15 protein-coding genes are annotated in these 18,770 nt (G+C 65.0%); 11 read left to right on the top strand and 4 right to left on the bottom strand.

What is annotated here, in order from left to right; genetic code table 11:
• Positions 1 to 19: 19 nt before the first annotated feature.
• From G6N81_RS11220 to G6N81_RS11230, 3 genes are read left to right on the top strand one after another with little or no spacing between them, the layout of a single operon-like run.
• A complete protein-coding gene (locus G6N81_RS11220) occupies positions 20 to 1,486 on the top strand; it encodes a DUF3375 domain-containing protein (protein WP_165136962.1) in 1,467 nt (488 codons plus the stop codon).
• The gene (locus G6N81_RS11225; protein ID WP_206527873.1) at positions 1,479 to 2,159 is read left to right on the top strand and encodes a DUF4194 domain-containing protein; all 681 of its coding nucleotides are present in this window, start codon (positions 1,479 to 1,481) and stop codon (positions 2,157 to 2,159) included. Before G6N81_RS11220 ends, G6N81_RS11225 begins: the two co-directional genes overlap by 8 nt.
• Positions 2,156 to 5,509: an ATP-binding protein gene (locus G6N81_RS11230; RefSeq protein ID WP_165136965.1), complete on the top strand. Its 3,354-nt coding sequence runs from the start codon at positions 2,156 to 2,158 to the stop codon at positions 5,507 to 5,509. The genes G6N81_RS11225 and G6N81_RS11230 overlap by 4 nt, the downstream gene beginning before the upstream one ends.
• Here G6N81_RS11230 and G6N81_RS11235 read toward each other — a convergent pair.
• Positions 5,506 to 6,147, bottom strand: a complete 642-nt coding sequence (locus tag G6N81_RS11235) for an NAD(P)H-dependent oxidoreductase (protein ID WP_165136968.1) — start codon at positions 6,145 to 6,147, stop codon at positions 5,506 to 5,508. The genes G6N81_RS11230 and G6N81_RS11235 overlap by 4 nt on opposite strands.
• A 63-nt stretch (positions 6,148 to 6,210) precedes the next feature.
• On the opposite strand from G6N81_RS11235, the gene G6N81_RS11240 reads away from it, so the two are divergent.
• Positions 6,211 to 6,786 (top strand): TetR/AcrR family transcriptional regulator, encoded by a 576-nt coding sequence (locus G6N81_RS11240; protein ID WP_165136971.1) that lies wholly within the window; start codon positions 6,211 to 6,213, stop codon positions 6,784 to 6,786.
• Here the strand turns inward: G6N81_RS11240 and G6N81_RS11245 are convergent.
• On the bottom strand, positions 6,724 to 7,329 hold the full coding sequence (locus G6N81_RS11245) for a class I SAM-dependent methyltransferase (protein ID WP_165136974.1): 606 nt from the start codon (positions 7,327 to 7,329) through the stop codon (positions 6,724 to 6,726). The genes G6N81_RS11240 and G6N81_RS11245 overlap by 63 nt on opposite strands.
• Positions 7,330 to 7,449: 120 nt before the next feature.
• Between G6N81_RS11245 and G6N81_RS11250 the strand changes: the two genes are divergently transcribed.
• Complete coding sequence (locus tag G6N81_RS11250; protein ID WP_165136977.1) at positions 7,450 to 8,061, top strand: MmyB family transcriptional regulator; 612 nt, start codon at positions 7,450 to 7,452, stop codon at positions 8,059 to 8,061.
• A gap of 10 nt (positions 8,062 to 8,071) precedes the next feature.
• Here the strand turns inward: G6N81_RS11250 and G6N81_RS11255 are convergent, their stop codons facing one another.
• A complete protein-coding gene (locus tag G6N81_RS11255) occupies positions 8,072 to 8,698 on the bottom strand; it encodes a winged helix-turn-helix domain-containing protein (RefSeq protein WP_165136980.1) in 627 nt (208 codons plus the stop codon).
• Positions 8,699 to 8,724: 26 nt separating this feature from the next.
• The gene (locus G6N81_RS11260; RefSeq protein WP_165136983.1) at positions 8,725 to 8,964 is read right to left on the bottom strand and encodes a hypothetical protein; all 240 of its coding nucleotides are present in this window, start codon (positions 8,962 to 8,964) and stop codon (positions 8,725 to 8,727) included.
• A 132-nt stretch (positions 8,965 to 9,096) separates the two neighbouring features.
• On the opposite strand from G6N81_RS11260, the gene G6N81_RS11265 reads away from it, so the two are divergent.
• From G6N81_RS11265 to rbfA, 6 genes are all read left to right on the top strand, one after another.
• Complete coding sequence (locus G6N81_RS11265; protein ID WP_165136986.1) at positions 9,097 to 10,863, top strand: proline--tRNA ligase; 1,767 nt, start codon at positions 9,097 to 9,099, stop codon at positions 10,861 to 10,863.
• Positions 10,864 to 11,027: 164 nt separating this feature from the next.
• Entirely contained in the window at positions 11,028 to 13,862 is a 2,835-nt protein-coding gene (locus G6N81_RS11270; protein WP_165136989.1) for an ExeM/NucH family extracellular endonuclease, read from the top strand.
• Between the two features lie 151 nt (positions 13,863 to 14,013).
• Complete coding sequence (gene nusA / locus G6N81_RS11275; RefSeq protein WP_165136992.1) at positions 14,014 to 15,003, top strand: transcription termination factor NusA; 990 nt, start codon at positions 14,014 to 14,016, stop codon at positions 15,001 to 15,003.
• A 36-nt stretch (positions 15,004 to 15,039) separates the two neighbouring features.
• Positions 15,040 to 15,312: a YlxR family protein gene (locus G6N81_RS11280; protein ID WP_165136995.1), complete on the top strand. Its 273-nt coding sequence runs from the start codon at positions 15,040 to 15,042 to the stop codon at positions 15,310 to 15,312.
• 59 nt (positions 15,313 to 15,371) lie between these two features.
• Complete coding sequence (gene infB, locus G6N81_RS11285; RefSeq protein ID WP_165136998.1) at positions 15,372 to 18,200, top strand: translation initiation factor IF-2; 2,829 nt, start codon at positions 15,372 to 15,374, stop codon at positions 18,198 to 18,200.
• An 89-nt stretch (positions 18,201 to 18,289) separates the two neighbouring features.
• Positions 18,290 to 18,769, top strand: a complete 480-nt coding sequence (gene rbfA, locus G6N81_RS11290; RefSeq protein WP_165137001.1) for a 30S ribosome-binding factor RbfA — start codon at positions 18,290 to 18,292, stop codon at positions 18,767 to 18,769.
• The last annotated feature ends 1 nt before the right edge of the window (position 18,770 follow it).

Consider the following 18,770-nt stretch of genomic DNA (forward strand, 5'->3'; position numbering starts at 1 on the left):
GCCGACTACGCTTGATGCAATGACCAGAACGCGAGCCGAGGCGGCCTATCAGCGCGCACTCGCCGCCTTCAAAACCCCGACGCTCGACCTGTTGCATGGGCGCTATGCGCCCTTCGTGATCGCCGTGCTTTCGACGATCTTCACGGCAGATCGGCCGTCCGTGGCGGTGTCGGATGCGCATGTTGAGGTCGACGAGATTCTCGACGAGCTGCGCGCGGCGGGATACGACGCAGACGACCGCGGTCTCCCGTCGGGCGCCGCTCGCGAGATATGCCGCTACTGGGTCAGGGTGGGCTGGCTCGTGCCGCAGATCGAGGAGGGCGCCGAGGTGTATCGCCTGTCGGCGCATGCCGTCGGCGCACTCGAAATCACGGGGAGAACCGGCGGGCGAACGCGCGTGTCCACGTCCCGAGTTCGCACTCTTCTTGATGCGATCGAGCGCTTGTCCGGCGATGCCGAGAGCGATCCCTCCCGGCGGCTTGCGCGACTCAAGCAGGAGCGCGATGGGCTGGACCGCGAGATTGAACGGCTCGAAGCGGGTGTCACCGATCCCATCGATGACGAGGAACTCCTCGAGGAGGCAGAGAACGTTCTCCACCTCGCCCGCGAGCTCCCCGCGGACTTCACCCGCGTTGCCGAGTCGATTAAGGCGATGCAGCGCGATGTCGTCACCGATCTCCGGCGCGATGTTCGGCCAACGGGCGACGTTCTACGCGAGTACCTGGAGCGCGGCCAGCACGTGATCCAGTCCACGCCCGAAGGTCGCGCTTTTGCGGGAGCTCTGCGTTTGATCGGCGACCCCGACCGTATCGACGCGCTCACAGAAGATCTTCACACGCTCCTCGCGCAGCCGTTCTCGCGTCTCATGGACCCGGCTCAGCGCGCAGAGCTCGACGCCATCAGCCGCCGCGTCGAGCTGGGCGTACAAGAGGTTCTGACAGCGCAGCGCCGCGCGTCGCATGTGATCACCGCACAGGTGCGCACACACGATCCGGTGCGAGATCGGCAAGTCGACGATCTGTTGCGTGATGTCATGGCGGGTCTTCATGCCTGGTCAGGAGACGGCTCTCCCGACGCTGTCGTTGAGCCGCTGCGCAGTCTGCCGGCGGCAACGGTCGGGCACCTGCGGCAGTCGCTCGGTGACATCCGTCCACCCGGCGCGCCCGCGCGGCTCTCGGAGGCCGCAGACGTGGAGTTCGCCGGGGAGGATACGCGCGCCTGGGGCGGGCCGCACTATGCCGACCTCGAGCGATACGTCGACGCCCTCGGCGAGGAATTCGATCTGGGCGAGGCATTCTTGGGCACCGCCGTCGCAACGCGCCGCCCTGTTGACCTCGTGGGACTTCTCGAGATTGCCCACAGAGGAGCCATCAGCGAAAAAGACGAGGTGTCGATCGTCGAGGCGATTCGGCCTGACGGAACAACGCGACGGTTCGCCTTCGGAGCGGTGACCGCGCGTATGGCGAAGGAGAACGACGATGAGTGACGATCAGAACAGCTCGGGGTTCGTCCAGCCGGTGGCGATGGAGCACGACCCGGAGGAGCTTTTCGCCGGTGATCGCGGCGTTCTCGACCCCGAAGTGCGGCGCGTTCTGGTGCACCTTCTGCAGCGTCGTTTTCTTTCGGCAGAGCGCAGCCGCCAAGAGTGGACGGTGCTCCTCGATCACCAGCAGATCATCGAATCGCGTCTCAACGATCTGTTCGTGCGCCTCGTCGTGGATCACGATCGAGGTTTCGCGTACAAACAGCAGGTTCGCTCGGATGATGTTGACGTTCCCATTTTGCTGCGAGACGCCGCATACACCCGGACCGAGACGCTGGTTCTTGTGCACCTGCGGACCGTTTTCCAGCGAGAGCAGGTGTCAGGTGAGCCGTCGGCGCGTGTCGACATTGAAGAGATTGAGCAGACGGTGCTCAGCTATTTCGCCGATGCCGATGGCGACACCGCTCGCCGACAGAAGGCGGTGCGACGAGCGGTGGAACGGCTCGATCGCGAGGGCATCCTGGAAGAAGAGACGGAGGGGCGCTTCGTGATCACGCCCCTCGTTGAGGTTGTTCTCAGTGCCGAAAAGCTCAGTGAGTTGCGGGATTGGCTGCGCTCACAGCAACGGGGAGACGAACTCTCCGACGTCGATCCCTCGGAGGACGCAGAACTGTGACGATGCTCGACACACTTTTCGGGCTCATCCCCGCCGCATCGCGCGGACAGCAGTGGGTGGCCGAAGAATTGCAGCTGGTGAACTGGGGCGGCTACGACGGCGCGCACCGCGTGCGATTCGCGCCGTCGGCGACGTTGCTGGTCGGAGGTTCCGGAACGGGCAAGTCCACGCTGATGGACGCCTACATCGCGCTGATGATGCCGCACACGACGCCGTTCAACGGGGCGTCTAACGGCGGCGTCACCGGACGTGCCCGCGGTGAGGACCAGCGCAACATCCTCTCCTACAGCCGCGGCAAGATCGACGAAACCCGCACGGACGATGGAACGCGCGTCCGCGTGCTCCGTGGCGATGGGCAAGACACCTGGACGGCCGTGGCGATGACGTGGCGCGACCACGACGGGTCTCGTTTCACGGCAGTTCGCGCGTGGTACGTGCCAGCGGCCGCACGATCCGTTGAAGACACCGTCCGGATTCGTGCGACGGCCGAGGGGCCCTTCGATCTGTCGGCGCTTGAAGAGGCCGCGGTGCGTCGTTTCTCCGACACATCGCTCCGGGCCGCCGGCTTGGAACCGCTGGGAACCGATCGTGAGTTCTCGGCGCGCCTGCATTCGGTTCTCGGCATCGGGGCGGCGGGAGCCGGGGCGAAGGCCATGAGCCTGCTGTCGCGTATCCAGGCGGGGCAGCAGATTACGACCGTCGACGACCTGTACAAGCGGCTTGTCCTGGAAGAGCCGGACACGATGTCCATGGCGGATGCTGTCACGGCGCACTTCGACGAGTTGGAAAGTACGCGTGTTCGCATGCTCACTGCCCGGCAGCAGGTGGAAGCGCTCGAGCCGATTCGCGGCCTGCGGAAGAAGATCGCTTCCGCCGAGGAACGCGCTCAGCTGATCGAGGACATCGGGCACTTTTCGGATCCGGCGTCACCCGCGGCGCTATGGCGTGCAACGCGCCGGCTTGCGCTGTTGCGAAAAGTAGAAGCCGAGCTGGCCGAGAAGACACACGCGCTCGACGCCGTGCTGCGCGAAAAGCGTGCGCTGGCGGAAGCAGCAGAGTCCGAGCGCGACGGCCTGTCTGATGTGCTGCGCCAATCGGGAGGAGACCGGCTTGAAGCGGCGAGGCGTGAGTTGCGCGAGGTCGACAGGCGGCTTTCCGAGGTGAGGCGACGCCGCGAACGCTTTGACGCAGACATGGCCGAGATCGGCGTTGGCGCTGCGACGCGGGAGCAGTTCGACGAGCTCATGGATCGGGCGCGAGCGACGCTGGCGGACCGCGATGCGCGCGGAAGCGCGCGCGAGGCATTCGTCGAGGCAGCGGCTGAACGCAAGGCTGCCCGCGCGGAGGTCTCCGCGTTGGAAGACGAGTTGCGTACCGCCGGCGACGCGCAGGGCAGCGCCATTCCGCGGCGTTTGCATGAGGCTCGCGCTGCGCTCGCAGAAGCAGCGGATCTTGATGTCGCCGATCTTCCCTTCGTCGGGGAACTCATCGAGGTGCGCACCGAGTTCGAGCCGTGGCGAGAGGCTTTTGGGCTTGCTCTCGGGGGCTTCGCCACAACTCTGTTGATCGATGCCACCCACCGTGACCGCTTCCGAGCGGCGATCGATTCCATTCACACGGCTGATCGCCTGCGGTATGAAAGCGTGCAGACCGGGCAGCCCAGCGCGGTTCCTGGCGATTCACGCACGCTTCCCGGCCGCCTCGACTACCGCGAATCGCCGTTCACCGGGTGGTTGCAGCGACGTCTCGAAGAACGCTTCGGCTTCGTCTGCGTCGGCAGTGCGGGAGAGCTGGCCGAGCACAGCATGGCGGTGACGATCCAGGGGCAGGTGTCGCAGGGCTCTCGCGGTTCGCACGGCGGCCACGGGCGTGCGAACGTTCTCGGTTTCTCAAACGACCGCCGCCTGCGCGAACTCACGGAGCAGCGACAGGCTGCGCAGGAACGATTCGTGCGTGCGGAAGCTGCCGTCGATCGCGCGGAGCACGAGCTTGATGCCATGGACCAGCGGCGAACAGCATTCGGAGCAGTGGCTGATCTCACGTGGGAGCAGATCGACGTCGAGAGCATCGTCTCCGAACGCCACCGCTGGGCGGCCGTTGAAGAGGAAGTAACGGGCGCGAATCCCGAGTTTGCGCGCATCGTGGAACAGATGGCACGCGCGAAGAAGAACGCCGATCGCCTGCGCGCCGAGATCGCCCGTGCGAATGCCGAGCGCGACCGTATCGCCGAACGCTGGGCGGATGTGACGGATGATGTGGACGACAGTCAGACGACCCTCGATGAGGCAGAACACGCTCACCGCACGCTGAGCGAGACCCAGGCGAGCTACCTCGACGATCGTTTTGTGTACGAGACCGACGCCGTTGCGTCGAGCGCGACCAGTGAGCTTGAGCGGTTCGATGTGGCGCTGCAGAGCGCCTCGCAGCGGCTGGCTGAGGATCGCCGTGCGGCGATCGACGCTCATCAGGAGCAGCGAGAAAGTCTGCGGCGCGTCATGCAGAACTTCCTCGCACGGTGGCCGAATCCGAACGTTCTCCCAGACCCCGATACGTCGCTCGGTGAGTTCGAACGGATTCTCACGGCCCTCGAGACCAGCGGTCTGCACGAACTCGAAGCGGAGTGGCGCGACAGTCTCCTCAAGCTCTCGGGCAATGACCTGACGAACCTGGAGTCGACGCTGAGTCGCGCGCTCCGCGAAATCCGGGACCGCATCGAACCCATCAACCAGATCATGCAGGGGCTGCCGTTTTACGACGACGATCACCGCCTGCAGATCGCCACGCGAGAGAACCCGTCGGAGGCGCGCAAGCGCTTCCGACGCGAGCTGCGGGATGTGCGTGCCCTGATCGAGTCGGCGGCGAGCGACGATGATCGCGAACAGGCGTATCGCCGCATGTCCCGTGTTATCGGCCGGATGCGCCGAGGCGCGCCTGATTTCGGGGACCTGATCGACGTGCGAAATCACGTGCGCGTGAGCGCGGAGCGCGTAGAGGCTGAGACGAAACGCCACGTCGCGCTCTACGATCACATCGGCGAGAAGTCGGGCGGTGAATCGCAGGAGCTGATCGCGTTCATCGTCGGTGCCGCGCTGCGCTACCAGCTTGGAGATGCCGGGGCAGAGCGCCCTCGTTATGCGCCCGTGTTTATGGATGAGGCCCTCATCAAGGCTGATGCACACTTCACGAAGCGTGCGATCGGGGCCTGGCGAGGCCTGGGATTCCAGCTGGTGATCGGCGCCCCGAACGATAAGTACAGCGCGATCGAACCACACGTTGACGTGGAGTACGACATCCTCAAGGACACCCGCGGGCGTTCGTGGGCGAAGCCCAAGGTGGCGCTGGCCGATTAGGCCGGGTGAGGGCCCTGCTGTTCGTGCGTGACGAGAGCAACGGGCCGTCGTCCGGAGGGGGATGGCGTGTGTTCCGCGCGCTGCGCATCCCTTCGTGCGTCGCGGGCGATCCGGTCGAGCCAGCTTTCCCGGCGAGCGGGGCTCGCGTGGCGAACGTCTGTGAAGCGCGAGACGGATGTGGGGCGTATTCCGCAGAAGCCGAGTGTCTGCTTTCTGACCTGTACGGAGGCGGGGTCGCCGATAAGGGCCAGGAGCCATCGCGGTGAGTCGCTTGTGATGATGACGCGCCCTGAGCGGCCGCGGAGAAGCCCCTCCGGTAAACCGTTGGCGCGGTATTGGTAGGTGACCTTCGGCAGCAGGATGCGGTCGAAGAAGCCCTTGAGGAGCGCCGGGGTTGAAGCCCACCAGATGGGCGTGGCAATGGTGATGTGCGTGGCAGAAAGCATGGCATCGAGCGTTGCCGCGAGATCGGGCTCCAGCGTCTGTTGGCCTCGGTAGCCCTGGCGGAGTACCGGGTCGAAGTCGAGGTCTCGGAGCGCAACCCGGGTCGCGTTGCCGTACTCATCGGCGTAGCGCTGCGCGAGAGCGGCCGTGAGTGAGTCGGCATTCGGGTGGCCGTCGATAACAAGGGCGGGCATGCGAACCTCCGGTTGACAGTGTCAAGAATCTGGACAGTGTCAGGTTCTCCTATAATCTTGACTATGTCAACATCCGAGTCGAGCTATCATCACGGGCACCTTGCCGATGCGCTTCTCGACGCTGCGGATGAACTCCTCGCGGAGCGCGGCGCCGCAGCACTGAGCCTGCGCGAGGTCGCGCGGCGCGCCGGTGTCAGCCACAACGCGCCCTATCATCACTTCGCCGACCGCACGGCGCTCGTCAATGCGGTTGCCCGCCGCCACATGGCACGGCTGCTCGAGGCGCAACGTGCCGCATGGCACAGCAACGGAACCCCCCGAGAGCGCCTTCGCGCAATGGGGGAGGCGTATGTGCGCTACGCGCACGAGTACCCGAACGGATTCGATATCGTCTTCGACCCCGAGGTGTGTTCGCCCACCTCGCCGAGCCCCGGCATGGCGCCCCTGATCCGCGAGAACGAGCTTCTCTTGGATGAAGCGATTCGGACGATCTTTCCCGAGCAGAACAGCGAAACGCTCGTGGCCCGCGCTGCGGGCTTCTGGGCCGCGTGCCACGGGGTCGCCGTTCTCTCCGCATCAGGCCACATGTCGACTGAGACGGCATTCGCCGCGCTGGACGCCGTCGACATCACCTCCTGAGTGTTTGACGGCAGCACGAGCGTCACGCCGCCAGCTCGGCGCTATGCGCGCGCGAACGGCGGAGCGATACAGGCGGAGCCACTCGTCAATTTCCGGTACGCGTGGCCACCACGTGGACGCGGCGTAATCGCAGTCGCGTGCGGCGATAACGCCGCCTGGAACCGTGACACGGGCCAGCTCCCGCAACGCGCGCACCGGATCCGAAACGTGCTGGAGCACCTGGTGAGCATGGGCGATATCGAAAGAATCATCCGCGAAGGGGAGGGCGTGCGCGTCGGCCATGTGGAAGTCCAGGTTGTTGACACCAGTGGTAGCGGCGGTTGCGCGTGACAGATCGAGTTCCGTCTCGCCGATTTCCGTTGCGGTCACCTGGGCGACGCGACGGGCGAGGTCGACGGCGATCGTTCCCGGACCGGTTCCCACATCGAGCACCCGGTGTTCCGGGCGCACATGGGGGAGCAGGTACCCCGCGGAATTTTCCGCTGTGCGCCACCGATGTGAGCGCAGAACCGACTCGCTGTGGCCGTGTGTGTAGGTCGACATGCTGATCTCCTCTGGTGTTCTTTTGATCGTGCCGAATCCTGACGGCGTCGAGGAAGGCCGTAATGCTCCTGGGAGTGGGGCACCCACCACCGTGCATGGCGGACGAGAGGCGGTGAAGTCATGGCGAATCCGCTCGGCGACTTTCTGCGAGCGCGCCGAACGGACGCTGCGCTCTCCGGGGCGTCGGCCGGAGGGGCGCGGAGGCGAACACCGGGTTTGCGCCGCGAGGATGTCGCGATCAGAGCCGGTATTAGCGTCGACTATTACATCCGCCTCGAACAGGGGCGTGAAACGCACCCGAGTGACGAGGTCCTCGCGGCTCTTGCCCGCGCCCTCGAACTGAGCGACGATGCGGCATCGCACCTGCGTGTGCTTCGCCTCGGTCCTCTCCCGGCACGAGCTGCTGCGCAGAGGAGTGAAGCGATCATCGAACGCATGGCGCGTCTTGTCGACGCGGTGCGGCCGCACCCGGCGTACGTGCTCGATCGCGTGAGCGGAGTTGTAGCGGCCAGCGCCGATGATCCGGAGGCACCAGAACTCGCGGAGCTCGTCTCGGAGCTGAGCGAGACAAGCGAGGAGTTCGCGCAGTGGTGGGCCGATCACATCGTTGTGCGTCGGCGCGGCGCCGTCCAGGAAATCCGGCGACGTGATGGTTCATTCGCTGCGCACCACTACGAGGTGCTGCATCTCCCCGATAGCGGCATGCGAATGACGCTGTGGCTGCCGGTATGAGGCGAGAATGCTACGCGTCGTCGGGAACGGGAAAGGCGTTGAAGTGAATCTGTACGGGGCGCGCTCCCGGAACGTCCTGTTGCTCGCGTAGCGGCGCAAGCTGTTCATCGATGAAGGCATGAATGCGGCTAATGAGCTGCTCCACCTGCTCGGGGCGGGCCGTCAGAGACAGCGTGCTGAGGGTCACGGCGTTGCGCCAGTCGGCGTAGAGCGGATTCGCCTCGATGTCCGTGTCCATCGCGCGCAGAATGCGCCAGATGTTCTCTTGTCGTGCGCGCTCGAACTCCGCGTTGACCATGCTCTTGGCGGAACGCGTTCCCGCATCGTCGGTGGCCTCGGGGGCAACGCTGAAGCCGCCGGGGATGGATTGCCACCAGCGCTCGCGGGCCGTTCCCTTGCCGTCGACCTCGGTCACGAAGCCGTGGCGGGCGAGCTGGCGCAGGTGGTAGCTGGTTGAGCCGCTCGATTCGCCGAGTTTTTCGGCAAGAAGGCTGGCCGTCATGGATCCCTGTGACTGCAGGAGTGTGAAGATGCGCACGCGCAGCGGGTGGGAGAGTCCTCGAAGGCGTGCCGCGCCGAGTGAGGGCGGCAGGCTCCCTGCCTCATGCGTCGGGGTGCCGTCTGCTGTGTCACTCATGCTCTCACCGTACGTCTCCGTGGCACTCAGCGGAGGGAGAGCGGGGCGAACTGCGCGGCATTGTCGCGTTCGCGCGTCGCGATCGCGCCTTGGCGTGCCAGCTTCTGCGCTTCGGATGGTGCCACGGCTTCGATGCGCTCCAGGCGAGCGGTGATGAGTCGGTGTCCGAAGTTGGCGAGTGACCGGCCGGCACGGATCAGGAGGCGATCCAGTGCGGTGGCGGAGGGTGTGATGCGGGGGAGTGTGGTGCTGATGGTGGCAATCATGACGAGCTCCTTATGTGTGCGTGTCGTTGTTGCGGACCCCACATTACGCATGCAAAGAAATCTATGCAACCATTTCTTTGCAACTATTTCTTTGGAACCAAAGTTCGTCGGTCGTCCGCGTAGACTTCCCCCGTGGCTACCCGTCTCTCACAGCTCTTCGTCCGCACGCTCCGCGAGGACCCTGCCGACGCCGAAGTCCGTTCTCACCGGCTTCTCGTTCGTGCCGGATACATTCGGCGCCAGGCGCCAGGAATCTTCGCGTGGCTTCCCTTGGGGTTGCGCGTCAAGCGAAAGCTCGAGCAGATCATCCGCGATGAGATGCACGCTGCTGGCGCACAGGAGGTTCACTTCCCGGCGCTCATGCCGCGCGAACCCTATGAGCAGACCGGGCGATGGGAAGAGTACGGCGATGCGCTGTTCCGCCTGAACGACCGCCACGGCGCCGATTACCTCCTGGCGCCAACACACGAAGAAGCCTTCACGCTGCTCGTCAAGGACCTGTACACCTCGTACAAGGACCTTCCGCTGTCGATCTACCAGATCCAGGACAAGTACCGGGACGAGGCGCGTCCGCGCGCGGGACTGCTGCGCGGTCGCGAGTTCACGATGAAGGATGCCTACTCGTTCGACTACACCGACGCGGGCCTTGACGCGAGCTATCAAGCCCAGCGGGACGCCTATGAGCGCATCTTCACGCGCCTTGGTGTCGAGTACGAAATCGTTCAGGCTGACGCCGGCGCCATGGGCGGTTCGCGAAGCGAGGAGTTCCTGCACCCGACCGCTGTCGGCGAAGACACCTTCGTTCGCTCCGCTGGCGGGTACGCAGCCAACGTCGAGGCGTACACGACGCCGGCGCCGGAGCCGATCGCCTTCGACGGACAGCCAGAACCTTCCGTTTTCGACTCCCCGGGAACAACGACCATCAAGACCCTGGTGGCCCATGCGAACGACGTCGTCTCGGGCGCACCCGCGGGCGGGTGGATCGCCGCACATACCCTCAAGAACGTCGTGCTCGCCCTGACACACCCCACGGGAGAGCGCGAGGTCGTTGTCGTGGGTATCCCCGGCGATCGCGATGTCGACGACAAGCGCGCTGAGGTTGCCTTCGCGCCGGCCGAGGTTTCGGCAGCCACGCCCGAGGACCTCGCTGCCCACCCCGGTCTTGTTCGCGGATTCATCGGGCCGTGGTCGGCATCCGGCGCCGTCCTCGGTGAGACATCGGCAACCGGCATCCGGTACCTTGTCGACCCGCGTGTGGTCCACGGCACGACGTGGATTACCGGAGCCAACGAAACTGATAAGCACGTCAGCGGCCTCATCGCTGGACGAGACTTCACGGCAGACGGCACGGTGGAGGTCGCGAATGTCCGCGACGGCGACCTGGCACCGGATGGTTCTGGTCCCGTCACCCTCGAAAAGGGAATGGAAATCGGCCACGTCTTCCAGCTCGGCCGGAAGTACGCGGAGTCGCTCGGGCTCAAGGTGCTCGACGAGAACGGCAAGCTCGTCACGGTCACGATGGGGTCGTACGGGATCGGCGTTACCCGTGTGCTGGCGATCATCGCGGAGCTCCTCAGCGACGACAAGGGCCTGATCTGGCCGGCACAGATCGCACCGTTTGACATTCACGTTGTTGCAACGGGCAAGGGGCAGGAAGCCTATGAGCTCGCGGCAGAGCTCATCGACAAGCTCGAGGCCGCGGGGAAGGACGTTCTGTTCGACGATCGCCCCAAGGCATCCCCCGGTGTGAAGTTCGGCGATGCCGAGCTGCTTGGCGTTCCCCGACTCGTCGTTGTCGGACGTAGCGCGAAGGACGGCCTGGTTGAGCTATGGGATCGCACAACCGGCGAGCGTCAGACGGTGTCCGTCGACGAGGCCGCCGCGGCTCTGGCGGAATAAGACACGCGCAACGTCTTCGGCGTGGAAACCCTCCCGTGATCTGGGGTGGTTTCCACGCCGTTCACGTACGGGACAACCACCGAAACACCATGCCTGGCAGGATTCACTCAAGGGCCGGCTACCGCCGGTCCTCACGAATCGAACTGCTGGGAGAACCTTCTCGCATGTCATCGAAGACACGCCACGCGCTCCGTAGGGGCGCAGCACTCATCGCGGGCGGCGCGCTCGCCGCCGGGAGCTTCATCGCTTTTCCCGCGGCAGCCAGTGCCGCACCGGACGGCAGCACCCTCGTCATCAGCGAGGTGTACGGCGGAGGCGGCAATAGCGGCGCCCCGCTCACACACGACTTTGTCGAGCTTTTCAACCCGACGGACGAGGTGATCGACCTCGGTCCGCTGGCGATTGAGTATCGCTCCGCGTCCGGTGGATCCGGCGGCACCGTCGACCTGGTCGGTCAGGTCGACGCGGGGGTTCATTTCCTCATTCAGCTCGCAGCGGGAAACAACTCCGACCTGCCGGGCCTGCCGACGCCCGACCAGGACGGCGGCAACGTGAATCTCGCCGGCGCGAACGGGCGCGTTTTCCTCTTCGACAAGACGAGCTCGTTTGATAGCGCCATCGCGGGGGACCGCGCGGGGGCTGATGGCCTCGTCGACATGATCGGATACGGCTCGGCTGCGAGCTTCGAGGGAGCGGCGGCGCCGGCCCTGTCGAACGCGACCAGTGCCTCGCGCGACGCGCAGGGCACCGACACCGATGACAACGCGGCAGACTTCGTGCGCGACGCCCCCACACCGACGAACTCCCGCGGAGAGTCCGACGGCACGGATCCGGGTGATGATGACGAAGAAGAGCCGACAGACCCCGTCGAGCCTGTCGAGCCGCAGGACATGACAATCGCTGAGGCAGGCCAGGCAGCGGTCGGCACGCGGGTCCGCGTGCAGGGCGTTGTCACGGCCGACTGGAGCGACGGCGGCTTCAACGGCTTCGTCGTTCAAGACCCGGCGGGCGACCCAACGGATGGCGTCTCGGACGCAATCTTTGTCTACCAGCCCAACGGCTTCGTCCCGTCGGTCGGCGACAGCGTGCGTTTCGACGCCGATCGCGCGGAGTTCGCCGGAAGCCCGCAGCTTGCGCAGGTGGGGTGGATCGATGTTCTCGACACCTCGCTCGGCGACGTTACCCCGATCACCGACGCGAGCATTCTTCTGTCGGAGGAAGGCCGAGAGGCGCACAGCGCGGAACTCGTCCACTTCGACGACGAGTTCACCGTGTCCGACAACTATCAGCTCAACGTCTACGGTTCCTTCGCGGTGACGCTCGGTGATGACGTTATCTATCAGCCCACCGCCAAGGTGGACCCGCACGATGTTGAGGCAATCGACGAGATCACACGGGAGCAACTCTCACGCACCATCGTCGTCGATGATGCGCGCAGCATGAACTTCAATGCGCAGGCGAACCGTGGAAATGCCTTCACCTATCTGACGCCCGAGAACCCGGTGCGTGTGGGATCGTCCGTATCGTTCACCGCTCCCGGAGTGCTCGACTACCGCTTTAACCAGTGGGCGATTCAGCCAACGACGCCCATCGCGTTCGGCGATGACGGTTCGGGCTTCGTCGATGTGGTCAACGATCGTTCGAGTGTCGCTGAACCCGGAACGATCGCTGGCGACATCTCGATTGCCAACTTCAACGTCCTCAACTACTTCCCGACAACGGGTGAGGAGTTTGTCGCCGCGGGCCTCGGCACGTGCACGTGGTACGCCGATCGCGACGGCAATCGGATCACGAACAACCGGTGCAACCCTGACGGGCCGCGCGGCGCTGCGAACGAAGAGAACCTCGCGCGTCAGCAGGTGAAAACGGTTGCGGCGATCAACGCGCTTGACGCATCGATCGTTTCGCTCCAGGAGATGGAGAACTCTGCCGCCTACGGCAAGGATCGCGACTTCGCGACGGAGCACCTCGTCGAGGCCCTGAACGAAGCTGCCGGCTTCGACAAGTGGGACGTCGTTGAAAGCGCGTCCGAGCTGCCCGTTAACGAAGACGTTATTCGCAACGCGTACATCTACCAGCCGGCGATCGTCGAGACGGTCGGGGAGTCGTATGTGCTCACGGGAGACGACGCCTTCCACAACGCCCGCGAACCCCTCGCACAGGCATTCCAGCCGGTTGGTGGCGATGAGGAGCAAGCGTTTCTCGTCCTGAATAACCACTTCAAATCAAAGGGATCAGGTTTCGACGACGGAACGGGGCAGGGCAACGCCAATCCCGACCGCGTTGCGCAGGCCGAGGGGCTGATCGACTTCACTGCTGAGATCCAGGACCTCACGGGGATCGATGCCGTCTTCCTCACCGGTGATTTCAACGCCTACGCGATGGAAGACCCGCTGATGGTGCTGGAGGGCGCCGGGTACACCAACCTCAACTACGCCCTCAACGGCGGCGAGCCGACATACCTCTTCGGCGGATTCTCGGGATCACTCGACCACATCTTTGCGAACGCTCAGGCTCTCGACATGGTGGAAGACGTTGACGTGTGGGAGATCAACGGCCAGGAGCAGATCGGCTTCGAGTACAGCCGGTACAACGGCAACGCGACGCTGTTGTACAACGACGATGTCTTCCGCACAAGCGATCACAACCCCATTCGGGTCGGGCTTTCGACCTCGTCGGACACCGCACCCAGCATTCCCGCATGGGACGCGGCGGCGATCTATCACGCCGGAGATCGTGTGTCCTTTGAGGGAGAGATCTACCAGGCACAGTGGTGGACGACAGAGCGTCCCGGCGTTTCTCCCTGGGGCTCCTGGATGCAGGTGGGCGAAACTCTGACCTGCGCGGTCGGGGATGTGGCGGCCTGGACGGCGTCCCAGGTGTACACGGGCGGCGAGCGAGTTGCGTTCGACGGCCAGACCTTTACGGCGAAGTGGTGGACCCGCAATCAGCAGCCAGGACAGCAGTGGGGTCCGTGGGACCCCAGCGGTTCCTGCTGAGCGTGTGACACAGGGCTAGAGCTCCGCTCTCCGGATCCGGAGAGCGGAGCTCTAGCCATTTTCCCGGGGAAACGGGCGAGACCGTCAGGTACCGTTGAGGAGCTATCGGCGCGATTGTCGGCCGGTGGGAGAGCTGAATAGGGAGGCTGCTGTGGATATCGATCTGGCACTGCTGCGTTCGATCGAACGCGAGAGAGAGATTCCGTTCGACGAACTGGTGAGGATCATCGAACAGGCGGTTATCGCCGCGTTTGAGAAGCACGCCACGCAGGAGGGCGATCTTCCCGAGGGTGCGCGTTCCGAGCTCGACCGAAAGACCGGTCACGTTGCCGTTCTCGTTCCGGTGCGGGACGAAGAAGGCGCCATCATCGGCGAAGAAGAGCAGAATCCCGAGGGATTCGGCCGTATCGCCGCATACGCCGCGAAGCAGGTCATCAACCAGCGCCTCCGCGATATCGCCGATGACGCCGTTCTTGGTGAGTTCCGCGGCAAGGAGGGCGACATCGTCGCCGGAATCGTGCAGCAGGGGTCGAACCCGCGCATGATCCAGGTGGACCTCGGAACAGTCGAGGCCATCCTGCCTCCGGAGGAGCAGGTTCCCGGAGAGGACTACGCACACGGCACGCGCATCCGCGTGTACGTCACGAGCGTTGGTAAGGGAGCGAAGGGGCCGTCGATCACGGTCTCGCGCACGCACCCCGGCCTCGTTCGCCGACTGTTCGCGCTCGAGGTTCCCGAGATCGCGTCGGGCCTGGTGGAAATCACCGCTCTCGCACGCGAGGCCGGTCACCGCACGAAGATGGCGGTGATCGCCCGTGACGCGTCGATCAATGCCAAGGGATCGTGCATCGGCGAGATGGGCCGGCGTGTTCGCGCCGTCCAGGAAGAACTCGCGGGCGAGAAGATCGATATCGTCGACCACGACGATGATCTTGCCACCTTTGTCGCCCACGCACTGAGTCCCGCAAAGGTCACGTCGAGCTTCGTTCTCGACGAGAAGACGCGCGCAGTGCGCGCACTCGTGCCGGATTATCAGCTCTCTCTCGCCATCGGTAAGGAGGGCCAGAACGCCCGCCTCGCCGCCAAGCTCACGGGCGCAAAAATCGACATCCAGCCGGACAGCATCCTCGAGGACGACTGATCCGCCTGAACGGTCGCTCGGATCGAGGGGTGTAGGATGGATGCCGTACGAACGTGCGTCGGTTGCCGTGTGCGCGCTCCTCGATCCACTCTTTTGCGGGTCGTTGCCATTGAATCCCAGCTTGTTATCGACGAGCTCGCTTCGATGCCGGGGAGAGGCGCGTGGGTGCATCCGGCGCGTGTGTGTCTCACGCAGGCGCTTCAACGACGCGGGTTCGTACGGGCACTCCGTGTGCCAGGTCAGCTCGATACGCAGACACTCGAGGAACGGCTGAATAGCTATGGAAATCAAGTGAACGGCTCGAAATGAGACCCGTCCGCCTTTAGCGGTCTGCCCTGTCCTGGGTAGACCACCCAGACAGGAGAATTGTGGCAAAACCACGCGTACATGAGATCGCGGCAGAACTTGGCGTCGACAGCAAGACGGCGCTCGCGAAGCTCAAGGAACTCGGCGAGTTCGTGAAGAGCCCGTCGTCAACGGTTGAACCGCCCGTCGCACGCAAGCTGCGGGCAGCGTTCGCCGATCAGGCGGGTGAGAGCACATCTGCTCCCAAGCCCGCTCAGGGCGCTCGCCCGACACCGGCTCGTCCCGGTGCACGCAATGCCCCGAAGCCCGGCCCCGCCAAGCCGGCGGCTCCCGCGGCTCCCGCGGCAGAAGCACCGGCCCCGGCGACCCGCGAGGCGTCACCGAAGGCACCGTCCAAGGCGCCCTCCAAGGCGCCCTCCAAGGCTCCTCAGCCAGGCGCGACTCCGCCGAAGGCACCGTCGAAGGCTCCTCAGCCCGGTTCGTCGGCTCCGAAGCCCGGCGGCCCCGCCCCGCGCTCCAGCGCGCCCAAGCCCGGTGGCACTGCCCCCGGTAGCGGCGCGCCGAAGCCCGGAGCTGCCCGCCCCGGCAACAACCCCTTCTCGTCGTCGCAGGGCATGGGGCAGCGCCCGGCCGGCGGCCCTCGTCCCGGCAACAACCCCTTCGCTTCGGCGCAGGGCATGGGACAGCGCCCGTCGCCCGGCAACATCCCCCGTCCCCCGAAGCCGCAGGCTCCGCGTCCCGGAGCTCCGAAGACCGGTCGTCCCGGTGGCGGCGCAGGCGGTGGCGGACGTGGACGTCCCGGAGGCGCTGGTCGTCCCGGTGGCGCACCGTTCCAGCAGCGTCCAGGCGGCGCAGGCGGTCCCGGCGGTGGCGGCGGCGGTTTCGCTGGTCGTCCCGGTGGCGGTTTCGCTGGTCGTCCCGGCCCCGGAGGTCGTCGTGGTGGCACCGCTGGCGCGTTCGGTAAGGGTGGCGGCAAGTCGAAGCAGCGGAAGTCGCGTCGCGCGAAGCGCCAGGAATTTGAAATGCGGCAGGCGCCCATTGTCGGCGGAGTCAAGGTTCCCCGCGGCAATGGCACCATCATCCGCATGCGTCGCGGCGCATCGATTGCCGACTTCGCCGAGAAGATCGAGCTGCTGCACGGCGTTCCGGTACCTCCCGGCAACCTCGTGACGGTGCTGTTCCACCTCGGTGAGATGGCGACAGCGACCGAGTCGCTGGACGACTCGACGTTCGAGGTGCTCGGTTCTGAGATCGGTTACAAGGTCGAGATCGTTTCGCCCGAGGACGAAGACAAGGAGCTCCTCGAGAGCTTCGGCCTCAACCTCGAGCAGGAGGAGCTCGACGAGGACGACGAGAACCTCGAGATTCGTCCTCCCGTTGTCACCGTCATGGGTCACGTCGACCACGGTAAGACCCGTGTTCTCGACGCCATCCGCAAGACCAACGTCATCGACGGCGAGGCGGGTGGCATCACCCAGCACATCGGTGCGTACCAGATCTGGACCGAGCACGAGGGCAACGAGCGTGCGATCACGTTCATCGACACCCCCGGTCACGAGGCCTTCACGGCCATGCGTGCCCGTGGTGCCGATGTCACCGACATCGCAATCCTTGTTGTCGCGGCCGACGATGGCATCATGCCGCAGACGGTCGAGGCGCTGAACCACGCTCAGGCAGCCGGCGTTCCGGTTGTTGTTGCGGTCAACAAGGTGGACAAGCCCGACGCCAACCCGGCCAAGGTGCGCTCGCAGCTCACCGAGTACGGTGTGGTCGCTGAGGAGTACGGCGGAGACGTCATGTTCGTCGATGTCTCCGCGCTCCGGGGCGATGGTATCGACAACCTTCTCGAGGCAGTTCTGCTCACGGCAGACGCCGGTCTCGACCTGGTGGCTAACCCCAACAAGGAAGCCCGCGGTGTCGCGATCGAGGCCAAGCTCGACAAGGGCCGTGGTTCGGTTGCCACGGTGCTCGTCCAGGGCGGAACCCTGCGCGTCGGTGACCCGATCGTTGCCGGAACGGCCTATGGCCGCGTCCGCGCCATGATCGACGAGAACGGCGATCGTGTTGAAGAAGCGGCGCCCTCGCGTCCGGTTCAGGTGCAGGGTCTCAATTCGGTTCCCCGCGCCGGCGATCTCTTCCTCGTCACAGAGGATGACCGCATGGCACGCCAGATCGCTGAGAAGCGTGAGGCTGTTGAGCGCAACGCCCAGCTGGCCAAGGCTCGTAAGCGCATGTCGCTCGAGGACTTCACCAAGGCTCTCGAAGAGGGCAAGGTCGAGTCGCTCAACCTCATCATCAAGGGTGACGTTTCGGGTGCCGTTGAGGCCCTCGAGGAGTCGCTGCTGAAGATCGAGGTCGATGACAGCGTCCAGCTGCGCATCATCCACCGCGGTGTTGGTGCGATCACCGAGAGCGACATCAACCTCGCGACGATCGATAACGCGATCGTCATCGGCTTCAACGTCCGTCCGGACACGAAGGCCCGCGAGGCTGCTCAGCGCGAAGGCGTCGACACGCGGTTCTACAACGTCATCTACAACGCGATTGACGATGTGGAGTCTTCGCTCAAGGGCATGCTCAAGCCGGAGTTCGAGGAGGCCCAGGCGGGTCTCGCCGAGATCCGCGAGGTGTTCCGTTCGTCGAAGGTCGGCAACATCGCCGGTGTTATCGTGCGCAGTGGAACGATCACGCGCAACGCCAAGGCACGCATCATCCGCGATGGCGTCGTTGTCGCCGATGGCCTGGCCATCGACTCGCTGCGCCGCTTCAAGGATGACGTGACCGAGGTCAGGACTGACTTTGAGGCCGGTATCGGGCTCGGGAAGTTCAACGACATCCAGATCGGCGACGAGATCGAGACGATCGAAATGGTGGAGAAGCCGCGCGACTAACGCGCTAGATTCGTCACGAGATATGACAACAGTGCCGGGAGGTCCGAAACGGGTCTCCCGGCACTCGTCTCCCACGGAAGGGAAACATCATGGCCGGATTCGAACGTCAGGCACGCGTCGCAGACCGCATCCGCGTGATTTTGTCGGAGCGCCTGCAGAAGGGTCTTCGGGATCCACGGTTGGGCTTCGTCACGATCACCGATGTGCGTGTCACGGGCGACCTGCAGATGGCCTCTGTTTTTTACACGGTGTATGGCACCGATGAGGAGCGGGCGGGCACCGCTGCTGCTCTGAAGGCGGCGACGGGACTGCTGCGGAGCGAGGTCGGTAAGGGGCTCAACACGCGCCTCACGCCCACTCTCGAGTTCATCGCCGACGCGCTGCCTGACGAGGCCTCGAACCTCGCGGCGCTTCTCAACGAAGCACGTCAGCGCGACGAACAGGTTCGCGGCCTTGCCGAGAACGCACAGTTCGCCGGCGACGAAGACCCGTACCACCACGACGACGACCCCGAGGACGCCGAGCCCGAAGCGGCCGCGGACGTTCGCGCGGACGACGAGCGCGCATAGA

Source organism: Microbacterium amylolyticum, from assembly GCF_011046975.1.
GTDB lineage: Bacteria > Actinomycetota > Actinomycetes > Actinomycetales > Microbacteriaceae > Microbacterium > Microbacterium amylolyticum.

Coding starts and splice junctions, on each gene's coding strand:
- G6N81_RS11245 (WP_165136974.1), bottom strand. CDS start 7,329: ATGTCGACCTACACACACGGCCACAGCGAGTCGGTTCTGCGCTCACAT.
- G6N81_RS11270 (WP_165136989.1), top strand. CDS start 11,028: ATGTCATCGAAGACACGCCACGCGCTCCGTAGGGGCGCAGCACTCATC.
- G6N81_RS11225 (WP_206527873.1), top strand. CDS start 1,479: ATGAGTGACGATCAGAACAGCTCGGGGTTCGTCCAGCCGGTGGCGATG.
- G6N81_RS11260 (WP_165136983.1), bottom strand. CDS start 8,964: ATGATTGCCACCATCAGCACCACACTCCCCCGCATCACACCCTCCGCC.
- G6N81_RS11280 (WP_165136995.1), top strand. CDS start 15,040: ATGGATGCCGTACGAACGTGCGTCGGTTGCCGTGTGCGCGCTCCTCGA.
- G6N81_RS11220 (WP_165136962.1), top strand. CDS start 20: ATGACCAGAACGCGAGCCGAGGCGGCCTATCAGCGCGCACTCGCCGCC.
- G6N81_RS11235 (WP_165136968.1), bottom strand. CDS start 6,147: ATGCCCGCCCTTGTTATCGACGGCCACCCGAATGCCGACTCACTCACG.
- rbfA (WP_165137001.1), top strand. CDS start 18,290: ATGGCCGGATTCGAACGTCAGGCACGCGTCGCAGACCGCATCCGCGTG.
- G6N81_RS11250 (WP_165136977.1), top strand. CDS start 7,450: ATGGCGAATCCGCTCGGCGACTTTCTGCGAGCGCGCCGAACGGACGCT.
- G6N81_RS11255 (WP_165136980.1), bottom strand. CDS start 8,698: ATGAGTGACACAGCAGACGGCACCCCGACGCATGAGGCAGGGAGCCTG.
- G6N81_RS11240 (WP_165136971.1), top strand. CDS start 6,211: ATGTCAACATCCGAGTCGAGCTATCATCACGGGCACCTTGCCGATGCG.